Origin of the sequence: Streptomyces sp. ISL-87, from assembly GCF_018614095.1 — a bacterium.
Taxonomy (GTDB): domain Bacteria; phylum Actinomycetota; class Actinomycetes; order Streptomycetales; family Streptomycetaceae; genus Streptomyces.
Map to the genome: position 1 here is coordinate 26,072 of NZ_JAGGOY010000059.1, position 23,985 is coordinate 50,056.

The 23,985-nt window shown below is 70.7% G+C and carries 15 protein-coding genes and 1 pseudogene; 8 read left to right on the forward strand and 8 right to left on the reverse strand.

Annotation, left to right across the window (positions count from 1 at the left end; all coding sequences use genetic code 11):
- The first annotated feature begins 262 nt into the window (after positions 1-262).
- Together dxs and J7I97_RS21055 are read left to right on the forward strand one after the other, a co-directional pair.
- A complete protein-coding gene (gene dxs / locus J7I97_RS21050; RefSeq protein ID WP_214937164.1) occupies positions 263-2,179 on the forward strand; it encodes a 1-deoxy-D-xylulose-5-phosphate synthase in 1,917 nt (638 codons plus the stop codon).
- 117 nt (positions 2,180-2,296) lie between these two features.
- Positions 2,297-3,793: an amino acid permease gene (locus J7I97_RS21055; protein WP_214937166.1), complete on the forward strand. Its 1,497-nt coding sequence runs from the start codon at positions 2,297-2,299 to the stop codon at positions 3,791-3,793.
- Positions 3,794-3,864: 71 nt separating this feature from the next.
- On the opposite strand, the gene J7I97_RS21060 is transcribed toward J7I97_RS21055, so the two are convergent.
- A complete protein-coding gene (locus tag J7I97_RS21060) occupies positions 3,865-4,953 on the reverse strand; it encodes an LCP family protein (protein ID WP_214937168.1) in 1,089 nt (362 codons plus the stop codon).
- Positions 4,954-5,197: 244 nt separating this feature from the next.
- Here J7I97_RS21060 and J7I97_RS21065 point away from each other — a divergent pair, with 244 nt between their 5' ends.
- From J7I97_RS21065 to J7I97_RS21085, 5 genes are all read left to right on the forward strand, one after another.
- Positions 5,198-6,298 (forward strand): hypothetical protein, encoded by a 1,101-nt coding sequence (locus J7I97_RS21065; RefSeq protein ID WP_308364563.1) that lies wholly within the window; start codon positions 5,198-5,200, stop codon positions 6,296-6,298.
- A 445-nt stretch (positions 6,299-6,743) separates the two neighbouring features.
- The gene (locus tag J7I97_RS21070; protein WP_251059033.1) at positions 6,744-8,426 is read left to right on the forward strand and encodes a stealth family protein; all 1,683 of its coding nucleotides are present in this window, start codon (positions 6,744-6,746) and stop codon (positions 8,424-8,426) included.
- Positions 8,423-9,367, forward strand: coding sequence for a hypothetical protein (locus tag J7I97_RS21075; protein WP_214937172.1), 945 nt, complete (start codon positions 8,423-8,425; stop codon positions 9,365-9,367). The genes J7I97_RS21070 and J7I97_RS21075 overlap by 4 nt, the downstream gene beginning before the upstream one ends.
- An 8-nt stretch (positions 9,368-9,375) precedes the next feature.
- Positions 9,376-12,252: a stealth conserved region 3 domain-containing protein gene (locus tag J7I97_RS21080; protein WP_214937174.1), complete on the forward strand. Its 2,877-nt coding sequence runs from the start codon at positions 9,376-9,378 to the stop codon at positions 12,250-12,252.
- Positions 12,253-12,267: 15 nt separating this feature from the next.
- The gene (locus tag J7I97_RS21085) at positions 12,268-13,665 is read left to right on the forward strand and encodes a hypothetical protein (protein WP_214937176.1); all 1,398 of its coding nucleotides are present in this window, start codon (positions 12,268-12,270) and stop codon (positions 13,663-13,665) included.
- 87 nt (positions 13,666-13,752) lie between these two features.
- On the opposite strand, the gene J7I97_RS21090 is transcribed toward J7I97_RS21085, so the two are convergent.
- From J7I97_RS21090 to J7I97_RS21115, 6 genes and pseudogenes are all read right to left on the reverse strand, one after another.
- Positions 13,753-15,891, reverse strand: a complete 2,139-nt coding sequence (locus J7I97_RS21090) for a 3-hydroxyacyl-CoA dehydrogenase NAD-binding domain-containing protein (protein WP_214937178.1) — start codon at positions 15,889-15,891, stop codon at positions 13,753-13,755.
- Positions 15,888-17,114 (reverse strand): acetyl-CoA C-acyltransferase, encoded by a 1,227-nt coding sequence (locus J7I97_RS21095; RefSeq protein WP_214937180.1) that lies wholly within the window; start codon positions 17,112-17,114, stop codon positions 15,888-15,890. The genes J7I97_RS21090 and J7I97_RS21095 overlap by 4 nt, the downstream gene beginning before the upstream one ends.
- A gap of 329 nt (positions 17,115-17,443) precedes the next feature.
- A pseudogene (locus tag J7I97_RS38675) lies at positions 17,444-18,136 on the reverse strand (ferritin-like domain-containing protein); the annotation flags it as partial.
- A gap of 136 nt (positions 18,137-18,272) precedes the next feature.
- Positions 18,273-19,565: a ribonuclease D gene (locus tag J7I97_RS21105; protein WP_214937184.1), complete on the reverse strand. Its 1,293-nt coding sequence runs from the start codon at positions 19,563-19,565 to the stop codon at positions 18,273-18,275.
- A 165-nt stretch (positions 19,566-19,730) separates the two neighbouring features.
- Positions 19,731-20,393, reverse strand: a complete 663-nt coding sequence (locus J7I97_RS21110; RefSeq protein ID WP_007267191.1) for a response regulator transcription factor — start codon at positions 20,391-20,393, stop codon at positions 19,731-19,733.
- 280 nt (positions 20,394-20,673) lie between these two features.
- Positions 20,674-21,330: a DUF3000 domain-containing protein gene (locus tag J7I97_RS21115; RefSeq protein WP_214937186.1), complete on the reverse strand. Its 657-nt coding sequence runs from the start codon at positions 21,328-21,330 to the stop codon at positions 20,674-20,676.
- A 91-nt stretch (positions 21,331-21,421) separates the two neighbouring features.
- Between J7I97_RS21115 and hemE the strand changes: the two genes are divergently transcribed.
- The gene (gene hemE / locus J7I97_RS21120; protein ID WP_214937188.1) at positions 21,422-22,486 is read left to right on the forward strand and encodes a uroporphyrinogen decarboxylase; all 1,065 of its coding nucleotides are present in this window, start codon (positions 21,422-21,424) and stop codon (positions 22,484-22,486) included.
- Positions 22,487-22,591: 105 nt separating this feature from the next.
- Here hemE and J7I97_RS21125 read toward each other — a convergent pair whose 3' ends face one another.
- Complete coding sequence (locus tag J7I97_RS21125) at positions 22,592-23,974, reverse strand: FAD-dependent oxidoreductase (RefSeq protein ID WP_214937190.1); 1,383 nt, start codon at positions 23,972-23,974, stop codon at positions 22,592-22,594.
- Between the last annotated feature and the right edge of the window lie 11 nt (positions 23,975-23,985).

Genomic DNA, 23,985 nt, shown 5'->3' on the forward strand with positions numbered 1-23,985 from the left:
CACCGCCTGATCCGCGCCCCGGCGCGGTAAGAACGGTCACAGTGCCCGGTGCCACTTCGTGTGGCACCGGGCACGTGTGCGTACATGTACGTGTGCTGGTACGCGTACGGCTGTGCGTGTATACGCCGTTTGTGATGTATGGCCGCGCAGTGGGGTGTACATGTATGACAAAGGTGTGACCCACCCGGGACGGCCCGATCATCGCCGCCGCGGGCGGAACATTAGACTCGACAGACCAGCAAGCAACTGCAAGGAGGCACGGGTGCTGCTGCCCCGCATCAAGGGACCGCGCGATCTGGACCGGCTCAGCCAGGAGGAGCTCAAGCAGCTCGCCGCCGAGATCAGGTCTTTCCTCGTCGACGCCGTCTCCAAGACCGGCGGGCACCTCGGCCCCAACCTCGGCGTGGTCGAACTGACGATCGCTCTGCACCGGGTCTTCGAGTCGCCCAAGGACAAGGTCCTCTTCGACACCGGCCACCAGGCCTACGTCCACAAGCTGCTCACGGGCCGCCAGGACTTCGGCAGCCTGCGTTCCAAGGGCGGCCTCTCCGGCTACCCCTCGCGCGCCGAGTCCGACCACGACGTGATCGAGAACTCCCACGCCTCCACCGTGCTGGGCTGGGCCGACGGCCTGGCGAAGGCCAACGAGGTGCTGGGCCGCGAGGACCACCACGTCGCCGCCGTCATCGGTGACGGCGCGCTGACCGGCGGCATGGCCTGGGAGGCGCTGAACAACATCGCCGCCGCCAAGGACCGGCCCCTGGTGATCGTCGTCAACGACAACGAGCGCTCGTACGGCCCCACCATCGGCGGCCTCGCGAACCACCTGGCCACCCTGCGCACCACGGACGGCTACGAGCGCTTCCTGGCCCGCGGCAAGGAGATCCTGGAGCGCACCCCGGTCGTCGGGAAGCCGCTCTTCGAGACCCTGCACGGCGCCAAGAAGGGCCTCAAGGACTTCATCGCCCCGCAGGGCATGTTCGAGGACCTCGGCCTGAAGTACATCGGGCCCATCGACGGACACGACATCGAGGCCCTGGAGTCCGCCCTCACGCGCGCCAAGCGCTTCAGCGGCCCGGTCATCGTGCACTGCCTCACCCAGAAGGGCCGGGGCTACGAACCGGCCGTCCAGGACGAGGCGGACCGTTTCCACGCGGTCGGCGTCATCCACCCGGACACGGGCCTGCCCGTCTCCACCGACGCCGCGAGCTGGACCTCCGTCTTCGCCGACGAGATGGTCAAGCTCGGCAAGGAGCGCAAGGACATCGTCGCGATCACCGCGGCCATGCTCCAGCCCGTCGGCCTGAAGAAGTTCGCGGACGCCTTCCCGGACCGGATCTTCGACGTCGGCATCGCCGAGCAGCACGGCGCCACTTCGGCGGCGGGTCTGGCCACCGGCGGCGCCCACCCGGTCTTCGCGGTGTACGCGACCTTCCTCAACCGTGCCTTCGACCAGGTCCTGATGGACGTGGCCCTGCACAAGTGCGGAGTCACCTTCGTCCTGGACCGGGCCGGCGTCACCGGTACCGACGGCGCCTCCCACAACGGTATGTGGGACATGTCGATCATGCAGGTGGTGCCCGGCCTGCGGCTGGCCGCCCCGCGTGACGCCGAACAGCTGCGCGCCCAGCTGCGCGAGGCCGTCGAGGTCAAGGACGCGCCGACCGTCGTGCGCTACTCCAAGGGCGTCGTCGGCCCGGCCGTCCCGGCCGTCGGCAAGATCGGCGGCATGGACGTCCTGCGCGCCCCGGCCGACGAGGTCACCCGGCCGGACGTACTCCTCGTATCGGTCGGCGCGCTCGCCCCGATGTGCCTGGAGATCGCCGGCCTGCTCGACAAGCAGGGCATCTCCACGACCGTCGTCGACCCCCGCTGGGTCAAGCCGGTGGACGAGGCCCTGGCCCCGCTCGCCGACCGGCACCGGGTGGTCGTCACCGTCGAGGACAACGGCCGTACCGGCGGTGTGGGCGCCGCCGTCTCGCAGGCGCTGCGCGACGCGGGTGTCGACGTACCGCTGCGCGACTTCGGCATCCCGCAGCGCTTCCTCGACCACGCCTCCCGCAAGGAGGTCATGGCCGAGATCGGGCTGACCGCACCGGACATCGCCCGGCAGGTCACCGGCCTGGTGGCCAAGCTGGACGGGCGCTGCGAGAGCGAGGCGGCCGCCGCCATCGACTAGGCCCCGGGGGCGGTCCTAGATCGCCGCGCGGTTGCACGTCACGGGCCGGGAGATCACCCTTGAGGGGTGGGCCTCCCGGCCCGTTCCTGTGCGTCGTCACCTTTCGGAGGTGCGTCGGTGAGTACGGATTCGAACAGTCCGTTCCGCACGAAGTCGGTGGAACAGTCCATCCGCGACACGGAGGAGCCCGAACACGCGCTCCGAAAGTCGCTCTCCGCCTGGGACCTGACCGTCTTCGGCGTCGGCGTCATCATCGGTACCGGCATCTTCGTCCTCACCGGCAAGGTCGCCAAGGAGACCGCCGGCCCGGCAACCGCCCTGGCCTTCGTGGCCGCCGGCGTGGTCTGCGCCCTCGCCGCCCTCTGCTACGCCGAGTTCGCCTCGACCGTCCCGGTCGCCGGCTCGGCGTACACCTTCTCGTACGCCTCGATCGGCGAGCTCCCGGCCTGGATCATCGGCTGGGACCTGGTGCTGGAGTTCGCGCTCGGCACCGCGGTCGTCGCCGTCGGCTGGTCCGGGTACGTGCGCTCGCTGATGGACAACGTCGACGTCCACCTGCCCGCGGCGCTCCAGGGGCCGGACGTACCCGGTGGCCATTTCGACCTGCTGGCCTTCGTACTGGTGCTGGTCCTGACCGCGGTCCTGGTCGTCGGGGTGAAGCTCTCCGCCCGGATCACCGCGGTCGTCGTCGCGATCAAGGTCACCGTCGTCCTCATCGTGATCATCGCGGGCCTGTTCTTCATCACGAGCAGCAACTACGAGCCGTTCATCCCGAAGGCCCAGCCACAGAAGGGCGGATCAGGCCTGGACGCGCCACTCGTCCAGCTGATCTTCGGCTACGAGCCGACCAACTTCGGCGTCATGGGCATCTTCACCGCGGCCTCCGTCGTCTTCTTCGCCTTCATCGGCTTCGACGTCGTCGCCACCGCCGCCGAGGAGACCAAGCTGCCGCAGAGGGACATGCCCCGTGGCATCATCGGCTCGCTGATCATCTGCACCGTGCTGTACGTGGCGGTCTCGCTCGTGGTCACCGGCATGCAGAACTACACGCAGCTGTCCACGAGCGCGCCACTGGCCGACGCCTTCAAATCCGCCGGGCATCCGGTGTACGGAGGCATCATCAGCTTCGGCGCGGCCGTGGGCCTGACCACGGTGTGCATGATCCTGCTGCTGGGCCAGACCCGCGTGTTCTTCGCGATGAGCCGCGACGGCCTGCTGCCGCGCTTCTTCTCGCGGACCCACCCGAAGTTCCGCACCCCGTACCGGCCGACCATTCTGCTCGGCGTGATCATCGCGATCGTCGCCGGATTCACCAGCATCAACGAGCTGGCGACGCTGGTGAACATCGGCACGCTCTTCGCCTTCGTGGTCGTGGCCCTCGGCGTGATCATCCTGCGCCGCACCCGCCCCGACCTGCACCGGTCCTTCCGTACCCCGCTGGTGCCGCTGGTCCCGATCCTGTCGATCGCCACCTCCGTCTGGCTGATGCTCAACCTGCCGGCCGAGACCTGGGTGCGCTTCGGGATCTGGATGGTGGTCGGCCTCTTCGTCTACTTCCTGTACGGCCGCCACAACAGCCGCCTCGGCCGCCTGGGCCAGGACGCGAAGTACTAGCCCCGGGCGCGAAAACGAAGCCGGCTGTACGGGTTCACCCGTACAGCCGGCTTCATCACGTGCGCGTGCCGTCAGCCCTTGGCGGGGGAGTCCTTCGCCGAGGCCGGGACCTTCTTGTCGGCCCGCAGGGCCTCCCACAGCTGGGTCGCCTGCGGCTCCGCGACGATGACGCGGTTCGGGTCGACCTTGTCGTACGCCACCGGGAGCATGATCGTCTCCATGGTGTCCGGGTCCACGCCCTTCATGCTCTGCGCGAAGTCGGACAGCGCGGTGAGCGAGGCGAGGTCGGAGTCGGTGGTCAGCGACTTGGTGCCGGCGTCGGCGAGCTTGTACAGCTGCGCCGGGTTGCCGAAGGCGTCCTGCTTCTTGATCTCGGAAAGCATCGCCATCATGAACTGCTGCTGGAGGCCTATGCGCCCGAGGTCGCTGCCGTCTCCGTAGCCGTAGCGGGTACGGACGAACTTGAGCGAGTCGGTGCCGTTCAGCCGGTGCGGACCCGCGTCGAGCTTGAGGCCGCCCTTCTCACCGGTCATCGGCTTGTCGAGGGTGACGGTGACGCCGCCGAGCGCGTCCACCAGGCCCTTGAAGCCGGCGAAGTCCACCTCGACGAAGTGGTCCACGCGGATCCCGGACAGCTGCTCCACGGTCTTGACTACGCAGGCCGGGCCGGCGAGGGAGTAGACGGAGTTGAACATGACCCGGTTCGCGGACGGCAGGGTCTTGCCGTCCTTGTCCTTGCACTCGGGCCGGGTGATCAGGGTGTCGCGCGGGATGCTCACCGCGGTGGCCTTGGACCGGCCCTCGGGTATGTGCACGAGCATCGCAGTGTCGGAACGGGCCCCGCTGACATCGCCGTGGTCGAGGTCGCCGTTGGCCCCGGCCCGTGAATCGGAGCCGAGCACCAGGACGTTCTGCGCGCCCGCGACGACCTTCTTGGGCCGGTTGTCCCCGATCGCCTGGTCCAGGTCGACGCTGTCGATGTTGCCGTTGAGGTGGCTGTACGCCCACCAGCCGGCGCCGCCGGCGGCCAGGAGCAGGACGAGGAGGGTCAGCAGGATACCCCGCCTGATGCGCTGTCCACGGGTACGGACGCGCTTGCGTCCCCGGCCGGGGCGGTCGGGGGCTTGGCGATGGTCCGGTGTCTTGACGTCCTGGCTCATCCTGCTTCAGTCCTCAATCGTGGTGGCCGGCGTGGGTGTTGGAGGGGGCGGATCCCGGGGCGCAGTAGGTGAACGCCCGCTTATGCCACGCTGACCGTGCACTATAGACAGATATTCCGACTGGCGTGCGTCCCGGGTCCGGGAATGAGGAATCTGTTCGCCGAACTACAATCCGCACGGTGGCCGTCAGCCGGCCGTGAGGACGCAGGAGGGCAACGCCATGCGGATGAGGTCGGGAGGTGCCGTGGGCCGGGGAGCAGCCGAACAGACCGGCGGGCACCAGAGCGCAGCAGCCGCGTTCCGGGCCGAGTCCGTCATCGACGGCCGCTGGCTGACGCGCGGCCTCGACGGCCGTCTCACGGCGTACGCGCGCACCTCCGACGGGCTGCTGCGCTGGACCGAGACGCAGCCCGGCGGGCCGCAGTGGAAGGGGCCGGAGTTCTTCCCCGCCCCGCACATCGCGAGCCTGTCCGTCGCCCAGGGTGCCGACGGCTTCATCCACTTCGTGGGCCGCCGCACGCTCCAGGGGAAGGGCGGCAGCACGACGGTCGACCTCGCGCACGCCATCCAGTACCAGAGCGGCCGGCCCCTCGCCGAGTGGCAGTCGCTGGGCAACCCGCACCGCGACCCCGCCCGGGCTCCCTTCGTCGGGGACCCCGTGGTGGCCGTCGCCGCGAGCGGGGCGACGTACGTCTTCATCGGCAACGCCTCCGGCGCCCTGGCCGTGCGCCGGGAGTCCGCGGCCGGCAAGTGGCGGCCCTGGCAGGGCATCAAGGGCAAGGGCGTACGCGCCGACATGGCCCCGGTGTCCCTCGCGTCCGGGCTGATCGAGGCCCTGGTGCCCATGGAGCCGGGCGCGATGCGCTGCTGCCAGCCGGAGCAGGACGCCGACCTGCTGCGGGTGCAGGACCTGCAGATCGCGCCGGCCGAGTACAGCGCCGTGGGACTCGAAACGGCGCCGGGCCGGGTCACGTACTACTGGAGCGATCCGGCGACCACGGGCCTGTTCGCGTACCGGGCGGGCGGCTGGGTGATCCCGCTCGGCGGCACCGCGGCGCCGGGCCGGATCGCGGCCCTGCGGACGATGATCGACGGTTACGACTGCACGGTCCTCGCACACCGCGGACTCGACGGCCAGGTCGTCCTCGGGGCCTTCGGCACGGAGAACGAGGGCGCCGGCGTGTGGTGGTCGCCGACCGGGGAGTGGTGTGCCGAGGCCCCGGCCCTGACGCTCGACCACTACGGCCGCGTCGTGGTCGCCTTCCTCGATGCCGAGGGCGGGCTGCGGGTCGCGAGGCAGGGCCCGGAGGGCGGATTCGCGATGGAGCCTTCCGTTCGGATTTGACTGGATTCCGTCGTGTGACCGTCACCACATCGAAATCATTCGTACGCCGCAAGTTCATTTCAGGTCCGTAACGGCCCTCTGGAATCGATGGCCATGGATGGACGGCCCGTAGCACCAGATGTAAAGATTCAGTAATGCTGAGCCAGCCGACAGGGGCAACCCCTCCCGGCTGTTTTCGGACGCGGTTGTGATCGAAGGGACGTTTCGGAGCAGCGACACCCGGTTCGGTTGGGGGGCCGTGGGTACCTGTTGTCGTTTGCTGGTCGTGCAGTCCGGGGAGACCCCGGACTGCACGACAGCTCGTGATTCTTGGATGGTGCGGAAGTCTGTGAGCCTCAAGAACCCTGAGGCGAGTGCCCTGGTCGCGTCCTACCGATCGCTGTTGCCCGTCCGGGCGCGCCGCAGGATCGTGCGCCGGGTGCCACGTCCGCTGCGTCGTGGCGTCATGGCGGTCCTGGCCTCCTTCGACTCCTTTCGCTCCGCCCTGCTGACCCGCGCGCTCGGAGGCCGTTCCAGCGGCGCCCGGCACAGCGCGCGCGGCGCGCTGCGCGTCGTCCGCATCGGCGGCAAGCACATGCGGGCCGTCGTCGTCCCCGGCGCCACCGAGTGGGCGGCCCGCGCCCGCAACCTGCACCTGCTCGTCGGGATGCTGGAGGAAGCGGAGATCGACTTCTTCTGCATCCGCGGCACCGCCAAGAACCTGCCCTGCGTGGCCGTCCCCTCCGTATGGCGCGAGGACGTCGAAGAGGTCCTCCAGATCGGCTTCGGACACAACCCCGGCTACGTCGGCGAGTCCTCGGGCACCCAGATGCGCTCGGGCGCCAGCGCCGCCACCTGGCGCAAGCTCCGCCACGACAAGGTGCTGCGCCTGGCGTGGAACGTCTGCGACCCCTCCGGCCACCTCATCTTCGGGCCCGAGTCCGGAGTCGAGCTGGAGTTCTGGGCCGAGGAGGCGGGGGAGTACGTCGCCCCGCGCCCCAACAGCGTCGTGACCACCGCCGGTGTCGCCGAGGAACGCCGCTGGGCCGAGCAGAAGCTCTTCAGCCCCGTCCCCCAGCTCTACACCACCGGCCAGACCCGCACGCTGTCCGAGTTCACCGCGCCGCTGCCGGGCGACCACCTCTTCCCCGTCGACGTCGTCTACACCTGGGTCGACGACTCCGACCCGGTCTGGCGCGCCTCCAAGGAGGCCGCGCGCGGCAGCGCCGGCGACGGCACCGGAGCCCCCCTGCACGAGCAGGCCGCCAACGACTCCCGCTTCAAGAGCCGCGACGAGCTGCGGTACTCCCTGCGCTCGATCCACCAGTACGCCCCGTGGGTGCGCAACATCTACCTCGTCACCGCGGGCCAGGCCCCCGGCTGGCTCAACCTGGAGTACCCCGGCCTGCGCGTGGTCGACCACCGCGAGATCTTCGCCGACCCCGGTGCGCTGCCGACCTTCAACTCGCACGCCATCGAGAGCCAGCTGCACCACATCGAGGACCTCTCGGAGCACTTCCTCTACCTCAACGACGACGTGTTCTTCGGCCGGCCGGTGACCCCCGGGCAGTTCTTCCACCCCAACGGCCTGACCAAGTTCTTCATGTCGAAGGCGCTCATCCCCTCCGGCCGGCGCAGCGAGGAGGACCTCCCGGTCAACGCGGCGGGCCGCAACAGCCGCAGCCTGATATCCCAGCAGTTCGGCACCTTCATCTCCCAGAAGATGAAGCACACGCCGCACGCGCTGCGGCGCACCGTCCTCGCCGAGATCGAGCAGGTCTACGAGCGGGCCCACTGGACCACCCAGCACGCGCGCTTCCGCTCGCCCCACGACATACCCGTCGCGTCCTCGCTGCACCACTACCACGCCTACCACTCGGCCCGGGCGACGGTCGCGGACCTGCGGTACGTGTACATCGACATCGGCGACGGCGGAGCCCAGCAGCGCCTGGACCGGCTGGTCGCACGCCGCGACTTCGACACCTTCTGCATCAACGACACGGTGGTCCCCGCCGACCCGGCCGCGCAGGAGCGGATGGTCGGGAACTTCCTGGAGACGTACTTCCCCGTCCCCAGCCCCTACGAGCTTCCGGGCGCGACCGGCCTTCCGGTGCGCCGCATCAACGAGTTGGGATGTGTGCAGGCATGAGTGCGCTGCGGAAACGGCTCGGTGCCGCGCGCAGGAAGCTCACCAGGCTCACCGCCGCCCGGCGTGCCTGGCGGCTGATGCTGCCCGTCCTCTTCCCGCTGCGGGCCAAGCGCTCGGCCCGGCTGCTCTACGCGGCCGTGCTCGACGGGCAGACGGTGAACCTGCACGCCGAGCTGCCGCGATCGGCCGGCACCCCGGACAGCGCCGAGATCGTCATCGGCACCGGCCGCGGCCGGCACGCCGTCCCGGCACGCATCCACACCGACCGCGAGGGCCGCGTGCTGATGGACGCCGCCGTACTGCTGGGCGCCGAGGTCGGCGGGGCCCCCGTCACCCCCGGCCGCTGGAAGCTGCGGCTCCAGACGAGGTCCGGGCGCTCCTCGCGCACCATGCCGCTGCTGCTGAGCAGCCTGCCCGCCCCGTACGAGGGGGGCGCGACCGGCCCGATGGCCGTTTCGCCCGTCACCGGCCGCCGCAACCGGATCGGCCGTACGGCCACCGGCGCGGCACGCATCATCTGCAGCGCTCCGAAGCCGGGCGTGGAGGTCGTCCACCTCCACATCGGGCACGCCGGCATCCAGGTGGACTTCCGCCTGCTCGGCATGGACGCCGAGGGCGGCTGGTGCGAGTTCGTCGCCTCCGGCCGGCGGATCGAGGCCGGGCTGACCGAGGTGGAGGCCGGTGTGTGGCGCGTGGGCGTGCCGCTGGCCGAGATGACTCCTTCGGGCAGCCGGCCCGAGCACTGGGACGTCGTCTTCTGCTCCAAGGGCCGCCGCCCGGTGCGCGTGGCCCGCAAGCTGCACGACGTACGCAACCCGCAGCAGGTCTTCGCCACGCGCAAGATCATGGTCGCGCCCGGGCCGGAGCATTTGATCATGGTCGAATCGCGGTACACAGCCGCCGGGAACCTCCGGTTCACGTGCAGCGCAGAGGCCGGGTGAGGAAGAGTATGAAGGTCACGTTTCTGCTGACCACGGCAGACGCGATGGGCGACGCCGAACGCGCCGTCTACAACCAGGCTGCCGAGCTGGCCGCCGCCCGGTACGACGTCAGCATCCTGAGCGTCTTCAAGGTCCGCCGCCGCCGGTTCACCCCGCCGGACGACAGGGTGCGCACCGACTTCCTCATCGAGGCCGCGGGGGCGACCCACCGGCCCGTCCGCGCATCCGGTCTGGACGACGCGCGTGCCGCGGCCCTCGCGTCCGTACCCAGCTCGGTCGTCCCCCGCCGCTGCGACGACCGGTTCAACCGGCTCGCGGACGTCGAGCTCGAATACGCGCTGCAGAACATCGACACCGACGTGCTCGTCAGCACCTCGCCGGGGCTCATGGCGTACGCCGCCCAGTTCGCCCCCAACCGGGTGCTCACCGTCCACCACGAGCAGCGGGTCCCCGAACTCGGCGGCCCCGAGGGCGAACCCCTGCTCAAGCACACCCCGCGGTTCGACGCCGTCACCTTCCCGAGCCCGCGCTCGTACGAATGGTTCATGGAGACCTTCGGCGCCGGCGTCCCGCAGCTCGACGTGATCCCGCCCGCGCCGCTGGCCGGCTACCGTCCCCGCTCGACCCTGGAGACACGCATCGTCGTGCTCTCCGCGCCCCTGGTGGAACGGGCCGGCCTCGGCGACGCCCTCAAGGCCTGGGCGGCCGTCGCCCCGATGCACCCCACCTGGTCGCTGCGCGTCCTGGGCGAGGGCCCGCAGATCGGCTTCCTGCGCCGCCGCCGCGACCAGCTCGGCCTGCACGGCAGCGTCCAGTTCATCGGAGAGGCCCCCTTCGTCGCCGAGGAGTGGGCCAAGGCGAGCATCGCCCTGTGCACCTCCGAGTCCGAGGCGGGCGGCCTGTCCCTCATGGAGGCCCAGGCGGCCGGCGTCCCCGTGATCGCCTACGACTGCCCCAACGCCCCGCGGGACGTGGTCCAGGACGGCCACACCGGCGTCCTGGTCACCCCCGGCGACACCGAGGCACTGGCCAGCGTCCTCATGAGGCTGATCGAGGACGCCCCGCTGCGCCACGGCATGGGCGCCGCCGCCGTGGACGCCGCCGTCCGCTTCGACGCGGCCGCCGGCACCGCCCGCTGGGACGGGCTGCTGCGCACGCTCGCCGCGGCCCGCGACTCCGGTTCCCGCGCCGAGACCAAGGCGGCCCGGCTCGCCGCCCACGCACTGCACGGCGACAGCGACGGCGTGGCCCGGGCCGCGTCCGCCGCCCCGGCCAGCACCTCCCGCACCAAGCGGCTGCGCGCCGCCGAGGAACGCATCCTCAAGCACAACCAGGGCTACGTGCGCGACGGCGGCCAGGTCTGCCGCCTCATCGACGCCGAGTCCCCGTTCGAGATCGCCTCCACCAACCTGTCGCTCGCCGCCGACGCACTGGAGCGGGCCCGCATCCCCTACTTCGCGGTGCGCGACACCAAGGTGCGCCACTCGGTCGCCGTCCACGCCGAACACCGGGAAGAAGTCCTGAAGGTGCTCGCCGAGACCTACCGCGGCTCACCCGTCTACATAGCGCTCCTCAACGAGTCCGACTCGGCGACCGTCACCACCCTCGCCGAACTCGCCGCCGACCACCTCGGCACCAGCTTCGCGGGGGTGCGCGTCTACCAGAGCGCCGTCACCGCCTCGCGCACCCTGCGCCTCGGCGCCGCCTACGGCTCCACCATCTCGTTCTGGGAAGAGGACCCCGAGGACCCGGAGTTCTTCGTCTCCCCGAACCGCACGCTCATCGGCGCACGGATCCCCCGGCCGGCGATGCGCCAGGCGTACACCGTGGTCGGCGGCCGCACCTACCCGACCATCGAGCCGTACGCCCACACCCTCCACCAGGACTTCACGTTCCCCATCGACGCCGTCTACACCTGGGTCGACGGCGCGGACATGGCCTGGCTGGAGCGCAAGAACGCCGCCCTGTCCGCGCTCGGCATCGTCACCGAGGACGCGGCCACCAGCGCGGCCCGCTTCCGCAACCGCGACGAGCTGCGCTACTCGCTGCGCTCGATCGACATGCACGGCCCCTGGATCCGCAACATCTACATCGTCACGGACCAGCAGGTTCCGCCGTGGCTGGACCTCAACCACCCCCGGGTGCGAGTCGTCGACCACACCGAGATCTTCGGCATGGCCGGCGCCCTCCCCACGTACAACTCGCATGCCATCGAAAGCCGCATGCACCACATCGAAGGGCTCTCCGAGCACTTCCTCTACTTCAACGACGACATCTTCCTGGGCCGCCCGGTCCAGCCCAGCCTGTTCTATCTCAGCAACGGGCAGGCGAAGCACTTCACCTCGTCGAACGCCATCCCGATGAGCCCCATCACCGAAGGTGACGAATTCAGCCGCATGGCGGCGAAGAACAACCGCGAACTCATTCAGCAGATGTTCGGCCGGACCCTGGTGAATTCCTTCGTGCACGCCCCGCACCCGCTCCGGCGCAGTGTGATGTTCGACCTTGAGACGCACTTCCCCGAGGCCATGCAGCGCACCGCGCACTCGCAGCTGCGCAGCCCCACCGACATCTCGACGGCCTCTTCGCTGCACCACTACTTCGGGTACTACACCGAGCGCAGTGTGCCCGGCGGCCTCAGTGCCGGCTTCGTGAACGTCGGGCTCAGCGAACAGCTGAAGAAGCTGAACACGCTGCTCACCGCACGCTCGAACGACACTTTCTGTCTGAACGACTTCCATGATGGAGACGTATCAGAGGACGAACAAGACGCGATCCTGGCCGGATTCCTGCCGAGTTACTTCCCGATCGCGAGTCAATTCGAATTCGGATCGCCGAGGAACCAGCGTTACCACGCCGGTCGGCTTCCCGGGTTTCCGCTGTAGGAATCAGGAACATCCATGAGCAAGATCTGCATACTCGGGAACTCCGTCGCCAAGTCGCGGAAACTGGAAGAAGCACCGCTCGCAGGCTGGGGACAGTACATGCGGGACTTCGTGATGCCCTATCACGAGGTCCGCAACTTCGCGCGCGACGCCATGACGGCGCGGAACTACTTCACCGACCGGCTCCCCGCCCTGCTCGGCATGCTCGAACCCGGTGATGTCGTCCTCGTCGCCTTCGGCGGTGTGGAGCAGCGCATCGACCACCCGCTGCGCTACCACGGCCCGCGCGAGTTCAAGGAGTTCCTCTACCTCTACGTGGAGGGCATCCGCGCGCAGGGCGCGATACCGGTCCTGCTCACCCCGCCCGACCGGTGTGCCTTCGAGCCCGACGGGAGCGTCGCCAACACGCGCGAGGAGTACCCGCAGCTGGTGCGGGAGGCCGCGGCCGAGACCGGCGCTGCGCTGGTGGACATGCACGCCTTCAGCGCGCAGATGCTCCAGGAGCTCGGCCCGCAGCGGGCCCGCCAGTACTTCCGCTGGGTGGACGCGGGAGAGCACCCCAACCACCCCGACGGCATGATCGACTCGACGCACTTCAACGACATCGGTGCCCGCGAGATCGCCCGCATGGTGGCGATCGCCCTGCACAACTCCCCGGGCGTGCCGCGCGGGTTCATCAACCCCGAGGCCGCCGCGCTGGCCCCCGAATACCCGCCGCCGGCCGTTGAGTTCACCGTCGAGAAGCCCGAGTTCGCCCTGTACGCCGACATGCGCGTCGGCAACGCGCCGGTCTTCCGCTCACCCTCGGCCGGCAAGCTGGTCAGCGCCATGGGCAAGTTCACCGGTACGGCCGACGTGGGCACCAGCTACCTGCTGTTCTTCGAGAACGGCGTCTACCTCGGCGGGACCCGCGTCAACCACGAGGGCAAGTGGCAGTGGCGGCGCGTGATCAACTGGGCGGCCGGCGAGCACGTCCTCCAGGCCGTCGGCTACACCGACCAGGGCCCCACGCCGATCGGCACCCTCGCGTTCACCGTCAAGAACTGGGTCGCCCCGCCGACCGTCACCTCGCCCAAGGAAGGCGGGTACGCGAGCACCCGGCCCCGGTTCGCCGGTACCGCCGAGCCCGGCGTCACCAAGGTCTCCATCCTGGAGAACGGCCGCCTGATCGCCCTGGCGATGGTGTCGGAGGACGGCCAGTGGAAGACCACCCACGCGCACACGTGGAAGCCCGGTACCTACACCCTGGACTTCGTGTCGGTCTTCAGCGCCATCCACTCCGTGCCCACCCGGGTCACCATGAAGGTCCACGGCGTCCCGGAGGACAACTGGATCCGGCAGTCGGCGCTGGCCTCGCGTGAGCCCTGCTCCGACAACCCGTGTGAGCACTACCCGTACGGCGGCGGCCGCTGATCCGCCCCCGCCTCCCCCGCACGGAACACGGCGAAGGCCCGGCACACGAGGTGTGCCGGGCCTTCGCCGTTGCGGATCAGCTACGGGTTACGCGGGGATGCTCGCGAGACCCGGGGCCAGGAACTTCTTGCCGTTCACGCGCTCCGAGACGCCCTCGCGGTCCAGGTACGGGGTCACGCCGCCCAGGTGGAAGGGCCAGCCGGCACCGGTGATGAGGCAGAGGTCGATGTCCTGGGCCTCGGCCACGACACCCTCCTCCAGCATCAGGCCGATCTCCTGCGCCACCGCGTCCAGGACGCGGTCGCGCACCTGCTCCTCGGTCAGGACGACATCGCCCTGGACCAGGAGGGCGGCGACCTCGGGGTCGAGCTCCGGCTTGAAGTCGTTCTCGGCGGAGTAGACGTAGAACCCGCGCTTGCCGGCCTTGACGACCGCGGCGAGGTTGGGGGAGACCGTGAAGCGCTCCGGGAAGGCGCGGTTCAGGGTCTCGGAAACGTGCAGACCGATCGCCGGGCCCACGAGCTCCAGCAGCACCAGCGGGGACATCGGCAGGCCGAGCGGCTCGATGGCCTTCTCGGCGGTGACCACCGGGGTGCCCTCGTCGATGACGTTCTGGATCTCGCCCATGAAGCGGGTCAGGATGCGGTTCACGACGAACGCCGGGGCGTCCTTGGTGAGGACCGCGGTCTTCTTCAGCTTCTTGGCGACACCGAAGGCCGTGGCCAGCGAGGCGTCGTCGGTCTGCTCACCGCGGACGATCTCCAGCAGCGGGAGGATCGCGACCGGGTTGAAGAAGTGGAAGCCGACCACGCGCTCCGGGTGCTGGAGCTTGGAGGCCATCTCCGACACCGACAGCGAGGAGGTGTTGGTGGCGAGGATCGCGTGCGCCGGGGCGACCGCCTCGACCTCCGCGAACACCTTCTGCTTGACGGACATCTCCTCGAACACGGCCTCGATGATGAAGTCCGCGTCCGCGAAGCCCTCGGCCTTGTCCAGGACACCGGTCACCAGGGCGGTCAGGCGGTTGGCCTTGTCCTGGTTGATACGGCCCTTGCCGAGCAGCTTCTGGATCTCGGCGTGGACGTAGCCCACACCCTTGTCCACGCGCTCCTGGTCGATGTCGGTGAGGACCACCGGCACCTCCAGGCGGCGCAGGAAGAGCAGCGCCAGCTGCGAGGCCATCAGGCCCGCGCCGACGACGCCGACCTTGGTGACCGGACGGGCCAGGGACTTGTCCGGGGCGCCGGCCGGGCGCTTGGCGCGCTTCTGGACCAGGTTGAAGGCGTAGATGCCGGAGCGCAGTTCGCCGCCCATGATGAGGTCCGCGAGAGCGGTGTCCTCGGCGTCGAAGCCCTTCTGCAGGTCGCCGTCCTTGGCCGCCTCGATGATCTCCAGCGCGCGGTAGGCGGCCGGGGCCGCACCGTGCACCTTGGAGTCGGCGATGAAGCGGCCGCGGGCGACCGCCGCGTCCCAGGCCTCGCCGCGGTCGATCTCGGGGCGTACGACCTCGGTGGTGCCGTTGAGCACGTTCGCGGTCCAGAGCAGCGACTGCTCCAGGAAGTCCGCGCCCTCGAACAGCGCGTCCGCGATGCCGAGCTCGAAGACCTGCTTGCCGCGCAGCTGCTTGTTCTGGTTCAGCGAGTTCTCGATGATCACCGAGACCGCGCGGTCCGCGCCGATCAGGTTCGGCAGCAGGGCGCAGCCGCCCCAGCCGGGAACCAGGCCGAGGAAGACCTCGGGCAGCGAGAAGGCCGGGATGGCTTTCGAGACGGTGCGGTAGGTGCAGTGCAGACCGACCTCGACACCGCCGCCCATCGCCGCGCCGTTGTAGTAGGCGAAGGTCGGGACGGCCAGCGCCGCGAGGCGCTTGAAGACGTCGTGGCCGCCCTTGCCGATGGCGAGCGCCTCGTCGTGCTTCTTCAGCAGCTCGACACCCTTGAGGTCGGCGCCGACCGCGAAGATGAACGGCTTGCCGGTGATGCCCGCGCCGATGATGGAGCCCGCGATGGCCTCCTGCTCGACCTGGTCGATCGCCGCGTTCAGGTTGGCGAGGGACTGGGGGCCGAAGGTGGTCGGCTTGGTGTGGTCGAAGCCGTTGTCCAGCGTGATGAGCGCGAAGCGCCCGGCGCCGAAGGGCAGGTCCAGGTGGCGGACGTGCGCCTGCGTGACGACCTCGTCCGGGAACAGCTCGGCCGCGCCCTTCAGGAGCTCAGTGGTGGTGCTCACTTGGAGTCTCCCTCGGTGTTGAAGTGCGGGTTCTCCCAGATGACCGTGGCGCCCATGCCGAAGCCGACGCACATGGTGGTCAGGCCGTAGCGGACGTGCGGCTGCTCCTCGAACTGGCGGGCCAGCTGCGTCATCAGACGGACGCCGGAGGAGGCGAGGGGGTGGCCGAACGCGATGGCGCCGCCGTACTGGTTGACGCGGGCGTCGTCGTCGGCGATGCCGTAGTGCTCCAGGAAGGCCAGCACCTGCACGGCGAAGGCCTCGTTGACCTCGAACAGGCCGATGTCGTCGATCGTCAGACCGGCCTGGGCGAGGGCCTTCTCGGTGGCCGGGATCGGGCCGTAGCCCATGACCTCCGGCTCGACACCCGCGAAGGAGTACGAGACCAGGCGCATCTTGACCGGGAGGTTGTTCTCGCGGGCGAAGTCCTCGGACGCGATGATCGCGGCGGTGGCACCGTCGTTGAGACCGGCGGCGTTGCCCGCGGTGACCCGGCCGTGGGTACGGAACGGGGTCTTCAGGCCGGCCAGGTTCTCCAGCGTGGTGCCCGGGCGCATCGGCTCGTCGGTGGTGACCAGGCCCCAGCCCGTCTCACCGGCCGCCTCGTTGGTGTTGCGCACCGAGATCGGGACCAGGTCCTGCTGGATCTTGCCGTCGGCGTACGCCTTGGCGGCCTTCTCCTGCGAGCGCACGGCGTACTCGTCGGCGCGGAGCTTGGTGATCGTCGGGTACCGGTCGTGCAAGTTCTCGGCGGTCATGCCCATGAAGAGGGCCGACTCATCAACCAGCTTCTCGGAGACGAAGCGCGGGTTCGGGTCGACGCCCTCGCCCATGGGGTGGCGGCCCATGTGCTCGACACCGCCGGCGAGGGCGACGTCGTACGCACCGAAGGCCACGCCGCCGGCGACGGCGGTGACGGCGGTCAGCGCGCCGGCACACATGCGGTCGATGGAGTACCCGGGGACGGACTGGGGCAGCCCGGCCAGGATCCCGGCGGTCCGACCGAGGGTCAGGCCCTGGTCACCGATCTGCGTGGTGGCGGCGATGGCCACCTCGTCGATCTTCGCGGGGTCCAGGTCCGGGTTGCGGCGCAGCAGCTCCCGGATCGCCTTCACGACGAGGTCGTCGGCGCGGGTCTCGTGGTAGATGCCCTTCGGGCCCGCCTTGCCGAACGGGGTGCGGACGCCGTCGACGAAGACGACGTCCCTGACGGTACGAGGCACGTTGGCTCTCCTCCAGGTGCGGGTGTGCACTGCTGCGCGGGGGCGTGCTCATTACTGAGCGCCCGCTCACCTGACCATGCTACTTGCGGGTAACCAATGTGCACACCCCCTCCCGGAGGAGCGGCGAAGGTCACACCCCGCCCCGCCCCTTCTCGGCTTCCCGGGACCCCGCCCCGGGCCCCGCCCGGACCCCGCACAGGCGCGGGCCCGGGGACCCCGCCCCCGGACCCCGCACAGGCGCGGCGCCGCACAACCCAGCCTCGCCGGCGTTTGAGGCGCGGGGTCCGGGGCGGAGCCCCGGCCGGGACCGGCAGGGCCCGGGTGGGGTGCATGGCGGCGGCCGGCTCGGCCGAGGAGCGGAACACGTCCCGGACGAAGGCGCGACGGCGCACGCCCAGACCGCGCAGGGCCGGGCCGTGGTCGACGGCGACGAACCCGGCCGCGGCCGTGAGGAGAACCCGCCAGACCGCGACCGCCGCCCGGCGGGCCGGCCGCGGCAGACCCGCCAGTCCCTCCCCGAGGCGCAGGCAGTGGAACGGCACGTGACGTTCCTCGTCCGCCAGGATCCGCCCCGCGACCTCCGACGTCAGCGGATCCGGGCTGCCGTCCCGCACCGCCCGGTAATACCGCAGGGCCACCACCTCGGCCACCATCAGCACCAGCAGCTCCACCCGTAGCCCCAGCAGCCGCCGCAGGCGGACGAACACCGCGTCGCTCCAGTGCCCGCGCAGCGTCCCCGCGCCACCCGCCGCCAGCAGCAGCGCCAGCATCCGCGCATGGTTCTGCTCCTCGGCCACGAAGAGCCGTACCGCCTCCGTGTAAGCCGCGTCTCCCGCCCGTTCCGCCTTGCGGATCAGCGCGGAGCCGTCCCCGTCCTCACCGACCTGGAACCGCTGCAGGCTCCGTACCAGCGCCGGGTCCAGCGAGGCGCCCCCGCTCCACACCGGATCCCCCACCTGGGCGCGGCGCTCCCGCTCGGCCTTGAAGTCGCGTACCCATACCTCGAACCCCCGACTGATCATGTTCAAAAACCTAGCGAGGTTTGAGCGTGTTCAAAAGAAAGCCGACGGCGCTGTTGCCGAACCGGAACAGTGGGAGAACGGCGGACGGCAAAGAGCCCCCGGCCACGGGCCGGGGGCTCTGTACTCGGAAACCGCGTCAGGCGGTGGCGGTGGCGGTGGCCGCGAGGGCCTCGACCAGCGCCGGGGTCACCTGCTCGATCTGCCACGGCCGGGCCCCGTAGCCCGCCAGGGCCTCCGCCACCGCGTCCGCCTCGAGCCGCAGCGGCGGCTCCCAGCACAGCCGGCGGACGGTGTCCGGGGTGATCAGGTTCTCCTGGGGCAGGTTCAGCCCCTCCGCCAGCGCCGAGACCGCCGTACGGGCCGCGGCCAGCCGGGCCGCGGCCACCGGGTCCTTGTCCGCCCAGGAACGCGGCGGCGGCGGACCGGCCGGGGTCGCCCCCGGCTGCGGCAGCTGGTTCTCGGGCAGGGCCTTCGCCCGGTCCACGGCGGCCATCCACTGGTCCAGCTGACGACGCCCCATCCGCTGCCCGTACCCCGGCAGGGCGGACAGCGCCTGCACGTTCAGCGGCATCGCCAGTGCCGCCTCCACGATCGCGGCGTCACCCAGCACCTTGCCCGGCGACACGTCACGGCGCTGCGCGATCCGGTCGCGGGATTCCCACAGCTCCCGTACGACGGCCATCTGCCGGCGCCGGCGCACCTTGTGCATACCGGACGTACGGCGCCACGGGTCCTTGCGCGGCGGGGCGGGCGGGGCGGCGGCGATGGCGTCGAACTCCTGCCGGGCCCACTCCAGCTTGCCCTGCCGGTCCAGCTCCTTCTCCAGCGCGTCCCGCAGGTCCACCAGCAGCTCCACGTCCAGGGCGGCGTAGCGCAGCCACGGCTCGGGGAGCGGGCGGGTGGACCAGTCGACGGCGGAGTGGCCCTTCTCCAGCACATAGCCGAGCACGCTCTCGACCATCGCGCCGAGTCCGACCCGAGGGAACCCGGCCAGGCGGCCGGCCAGCTCGGTGTCGAACAGGGAGGTGGGCGCCATGCCTATTTCGCGCAGGCACGGCAGGTCCTGGGTGGCGGCGTGCAGGATCCACTCGGTGCCGGACAGGGCGTCGCCCAGTGCGGACAGGTCGGGGCAGCCCACCGGGTCGATCAGCGCGGATCCCGCGCCTTCGCGGCGCAGCTGCACCAGGTAGGCGCGCTGGCCGTAGCGGTATCCGGAGGCGCGCTCGGCGTCTACGGCCACCGGCCCGGTGCCCGCGGCGAAGGCCGCGACCACTTGGGCCAGGGCGTCCGCGTCGGCGACGACCGGGGGAATCCCCTCGCGGGGCTCCAGCAACGGAATCGGCGGCCCATCGGACGAAACCTTGTCGTCCGGGGGGCCGCCCCCGGTGGTGGTGCGCAGGTCTGCTGCGGTCTCTTGGGCGTCGGTCACCGCTCAAGGGTATCCGTGGATACGAGGCGCCCGTCGCCGGAACGTTCCGTCGACGGGCGCGATGTGGAGGTACGGACGTTTTCCCCGGGTTCCCCGGCAGTTCGCCGGGGAGCCTCAAGGTGGGGTCACCGAGAGGTGGGGTCGCCGGGGAGCCTCAGGGCGGGGTCAGTGGATGATCCCGGTCCGCAGGGCGACGGCGACCATTCCGGCCCGGTCGCCGGTGCCGAGCTTGCGGGCGATCCGGGCGAGGTGGGACTTGACGGTGAGGGCGGACAGGCCCATCGAGACGCCGATGGCCTTGTTGGACTGGCCCTCCGCGACGAGGCGCAGGACCTCGACCTCGCGGCCGGAGAGCTCTCGGTAGCCGCCCGGGTGGCTCGGGGCACCCGGGGGGCGGCGGTGCATACGGGCGGCGGCGGCGCCGATGGGGGCGGCGCCGGGCCGGGTGGGAAGCCCGATGTTGGTCCGCGTACCGGTGACGACGTAGCCCTTCACTCCGCCCGCGAGGGCGTTGCGTACGGCGCCGATGTCGTCGGCGGCGGACAGGGCCAGGCCGTTCGGCCAGCCGGCGGCGCGGGTCTCGGAGAGCAGGGTGAGACCGGAACCGTCGGGCAGGTGTACGTCGGCCACGCAGATGTCGCGCGGGCTGCCGACGCGGGGGCGGGCCTCCGCGATGGACGACGCCTCGATGACATCACGTACTCCGAGGGCCCACAGATGGCGGGTCACGGTGGAACGGACGCGCGGGTCGGCCACGACGACCATGGCCGTCGGCTTGTTCGGGCGGTAGGCGACCAGGCTTGCGGGCTGCTCGAGAAGAACGGACACCTAGGCCTCCTGGGGGAGTGGCGGGACGGCCGGCTCGGGGAAGGAAGCCGGTGCGAACCGATCGGATGGTCACTGACTCCTTCGGCACGTCACCCGCCCGGCTTTAGGAAATGATCACGATTTGGTGAGTAACAATTCGGGCAATTCGGACGCACGATCGATCATAGGGTGATCAGAAGCCCACAACGGATGCCCGTTACGGCACTCCGATGGGGGCTCGATCGGTCGGCTGTGCCCATCCGGCGCCGTACGCCTGCGCGGACGGCGGACGGCTCTGTGCCTACGGGCGGTGCGGGCCGCGACGCTGTGGCAGGGAGACCACTCCCGTGCCCGCGTCCGTCGGTCCGGCCGGCGGGAGCCCCGCGATCTGGCAGAGCAGCTCGCACCAGGCCGACAGGTGCGCCGAGGTGTCCGGCACCCCGCCCACCCCCTCGCGCGGCGTCCAGGAGGCTCTGATCTCGATCTGCGTGGCAGGCCGCCGCTCCGCGAGCCCGCCGAAGTAGTGCGAGCTCGCCATGGTCACGGTGCCGCTCGCCTCCCCGTACACCAGCCCGCGCGCGTCCATCGCCCCGGTCAGCCAGGACCAGCACACCTCGGGGAGGAGCGGGTCCGCGGCCATCTCCGGTTCGAGCTCGGCCCGGACGAGCGTCACGAGCCGGAACGTCCCCTGCCAGGCGTCGTGCCCGGCCGGATCGTGGAGCAGGATCAGACGGCCGTCGGCGAGGTCCTCCTCGCCGTCCACGACCGCCGCTTCCAGTGCGTAGGCGTGCGGCGCCAGTCTCTGGGGCGGCTTCGTGGGGTCGATCTCGATACCGGGCCGCAGCCGCGCCTTCTTCAGGCCCTCGACCGCCCGCCGGAACGGGAGCGGGACGGAGCTCTCCTTCGCGCTGTCCACACCGTCAGCGCCATCTGAAAATCGTCCCTGAGCCGCAGCCATGCGGGGAAGACTAGGCGGAATGAGCGTCCCTACGGCGCAGGGACACCCGCGCCGGGCCGGGCACTTCTTCATACGTGCGAAGATTTGGGTCGTGAGTGCCAACGACCGCCCCAAGGGCCAGCCGAGTCAGACGTACGATTCCGCCTTCCTGAAGGCGTGCCGGCGGGAGCCGGTGCCGCACACCCCGGTGTGGTTCATGCGGCAGGCGGGGCGCTCCCTTCCCGAGTACCGCAAGCTGCGCGCGGGCACGCAGATGCTCGAATCGTGCATGCGGCCCGACCTGGTCACCGAGATCACGATGCAGCCGGTGCGCCGCCACAACGTGGACGCGGCGATCTTCTTCTCCGACATCGTGGTCCCGCTGAAGGCCATCGGCATCGACCTGGACATCAAGCCGGGCATCGGCCCGGTCGTCGCCCAGCCGATCCGCCGGCGCGAGGACCTCGCACAGCTGCGCGACCTCACCCCGGAGGACGTCCCGTACGTCACCGAGGCGATCGGCATGCTCACGGGTGAACTGGGCGGCACGCCGTTGATCGGTTTCGCGGGCGCGCCTTTCACTCTCGCGAGCTACCTGGTCGAGGGCGGTCCGTCGCGCAACCACGAGCACACGAAGGCCCTGATGTACGGGGACCCGGAGCTGTGGGCGGATCTGCTGGACCGCCTCGCGGAGATCACCTCCGCCTTCCTGAAGGTCCAGATCGAGGCGGGCGTCTCGGCCGTCCAGCTCTTCGACTCCTGGGTCGGCGCGCTGGCCCCGGCGGACTACCGGCGGTCGGTGATGCCGGCGTCGGCGAAGGTCTTCTCCGCCGTGGAGTCGTACGGCGTGCCGCGGATCCACTTCGGTGTGGGTACCGGTGAGCTGCTGGGCCTGATGGGTGAGGCCGGTGCGGATGTCATGGGTGTGGACTGGCGGGTGCCGATGGACGAGGCCGTCCGTCGGGTGGGGTTGGGCAAGGCGCTCCAGGGGAACCTGGACCCGGCAGTGCTGTTCTCCACGCCGGAGGCGGTCGAGGCCAAGACCCGCGAGGTGCTGGACGCGGCGGCCGGTCTGGAGGGTCACGTGTTCAACCTGGGGCACGGTGTCCTGCCGACCACGGACCCGGACGCCCTGACCCGCCTCGTGGACTACGTCCACACCCAGACCCAGCGCTAGTGCCGTGACCGGCAAGGTTCACCGGGTCGCGACGCCCAGTACGGCACCTCGCCGCGTTGTCGGACCNNTCCGGCCACGGCACTAGCCGGTGTCCGGCGGGGCGGTCTAGACCCCCGCCCTGCGGACCGCTGACACCGCCTTGCGGGCGGCGACCAGGATCGGGTCCCAGACCGGGGAGAACGGCGGGGCGTAGCCCAGGTCCAGGGAGACGATCTGGTCCACCGTCATGCCCGCCGTCAGGGCGACCGCCGCGATGTCCACCCGCTTCGCGGACCCCGCGCCGCCGACGATCTGGACACCCAGCAGACGCCCCGTACGCCGCTCCGCCATCATCTTCACCGTCATGTCCGCCGCCGTCGGGTAGTAGCCCGCCGTCGTCGTCGAGCTGATCGTCGCCGTCACGAACCGCAGACCCGCCGCCAGCGCGTCCTTCTCGCGCAGGCCCGTACGGGCGATCTCCAGGTCGCAGACCTTGCTCACCGCCGTGCCCACCACCCCCGGGAACGTCGCGTAGCCGCCGCCCACGCCCGAGCCGATCACCTGGCCGTGTTTGTTGGCGTGCGTGCCGAGCGGTATGTGGCGCATGCGGCCGGCCACCAGGTCCAGGACCTCCACGCAGTCGCCGCCCGACCAGATGTTCTCGTGGCCGCGGACCCGCATCGACAGGTCGGTCAGCAGGCCGCCCGATTCGCCCAGCGGCAGGCCCGCCGCCCGGGCCAGAGCCGTGCGCGGCTCCACGCCGATGCCCAGGACCACCACGTCCGCCGGATGCTCCTCGCCCGACGCCGTGGCCACCGCGCGGGCCCGGCCCTCCTCGTCGGTGAGGATCTTCGTCACCTCGGCGCGGGACACCGTACGGATGCCCATGCCGTTCATCGCGCCGTGCACCAGGCCGCCCATGTCCGGGTCGAGCGTGGCCATCGGCTGCTCGCCGCGGTGCAGGACCGTCACCTCGTAGCCCCGGGAGACCAGGGCCTCCGCCATCTCGACGCCGATGTAGCCCGCGCCGACGACGACCGCGCGGCGGATCTCCGTACGCTCCAGGGTGTTGAGGAGGTGCTGGCCGTCGTCCAGGGACTGGACGCCGTGGACCCCGTGTGCGCCGATGCCGGGGAGCCGGGGGCGGACGGGGCGGGCGCCCGTCGCCAGGACGAGTTTGTCGTAGCCCGTCCAGGATTCGGATCCGGTGTCCAGATCGCGGGCGCGGACCCGGCCGCCGTCGAGGTCCAGCTCCACGACCTCGGTGCGCGTGCGCAGGTCGATGTCCCGGGCGCGGTGCTCCTGCGGGGTACGGGCGATCAGCGCGTCCCGCTCCGCCACCTGCCCGCCGATCCAGTACGGGATCCCGCACGCGGAGTACGAGGTGAAGTGCCCCCGCTCGAAGGCGACGATCTCCAGCTCGGCCGGGCCCTTCATCCGCCGGGCCTGTGACGCGGCGGACATCCCCGCCGCGTCACCGCCGACCACCACCAGTCGTTCGGTCGCCATCGCCCCACCGT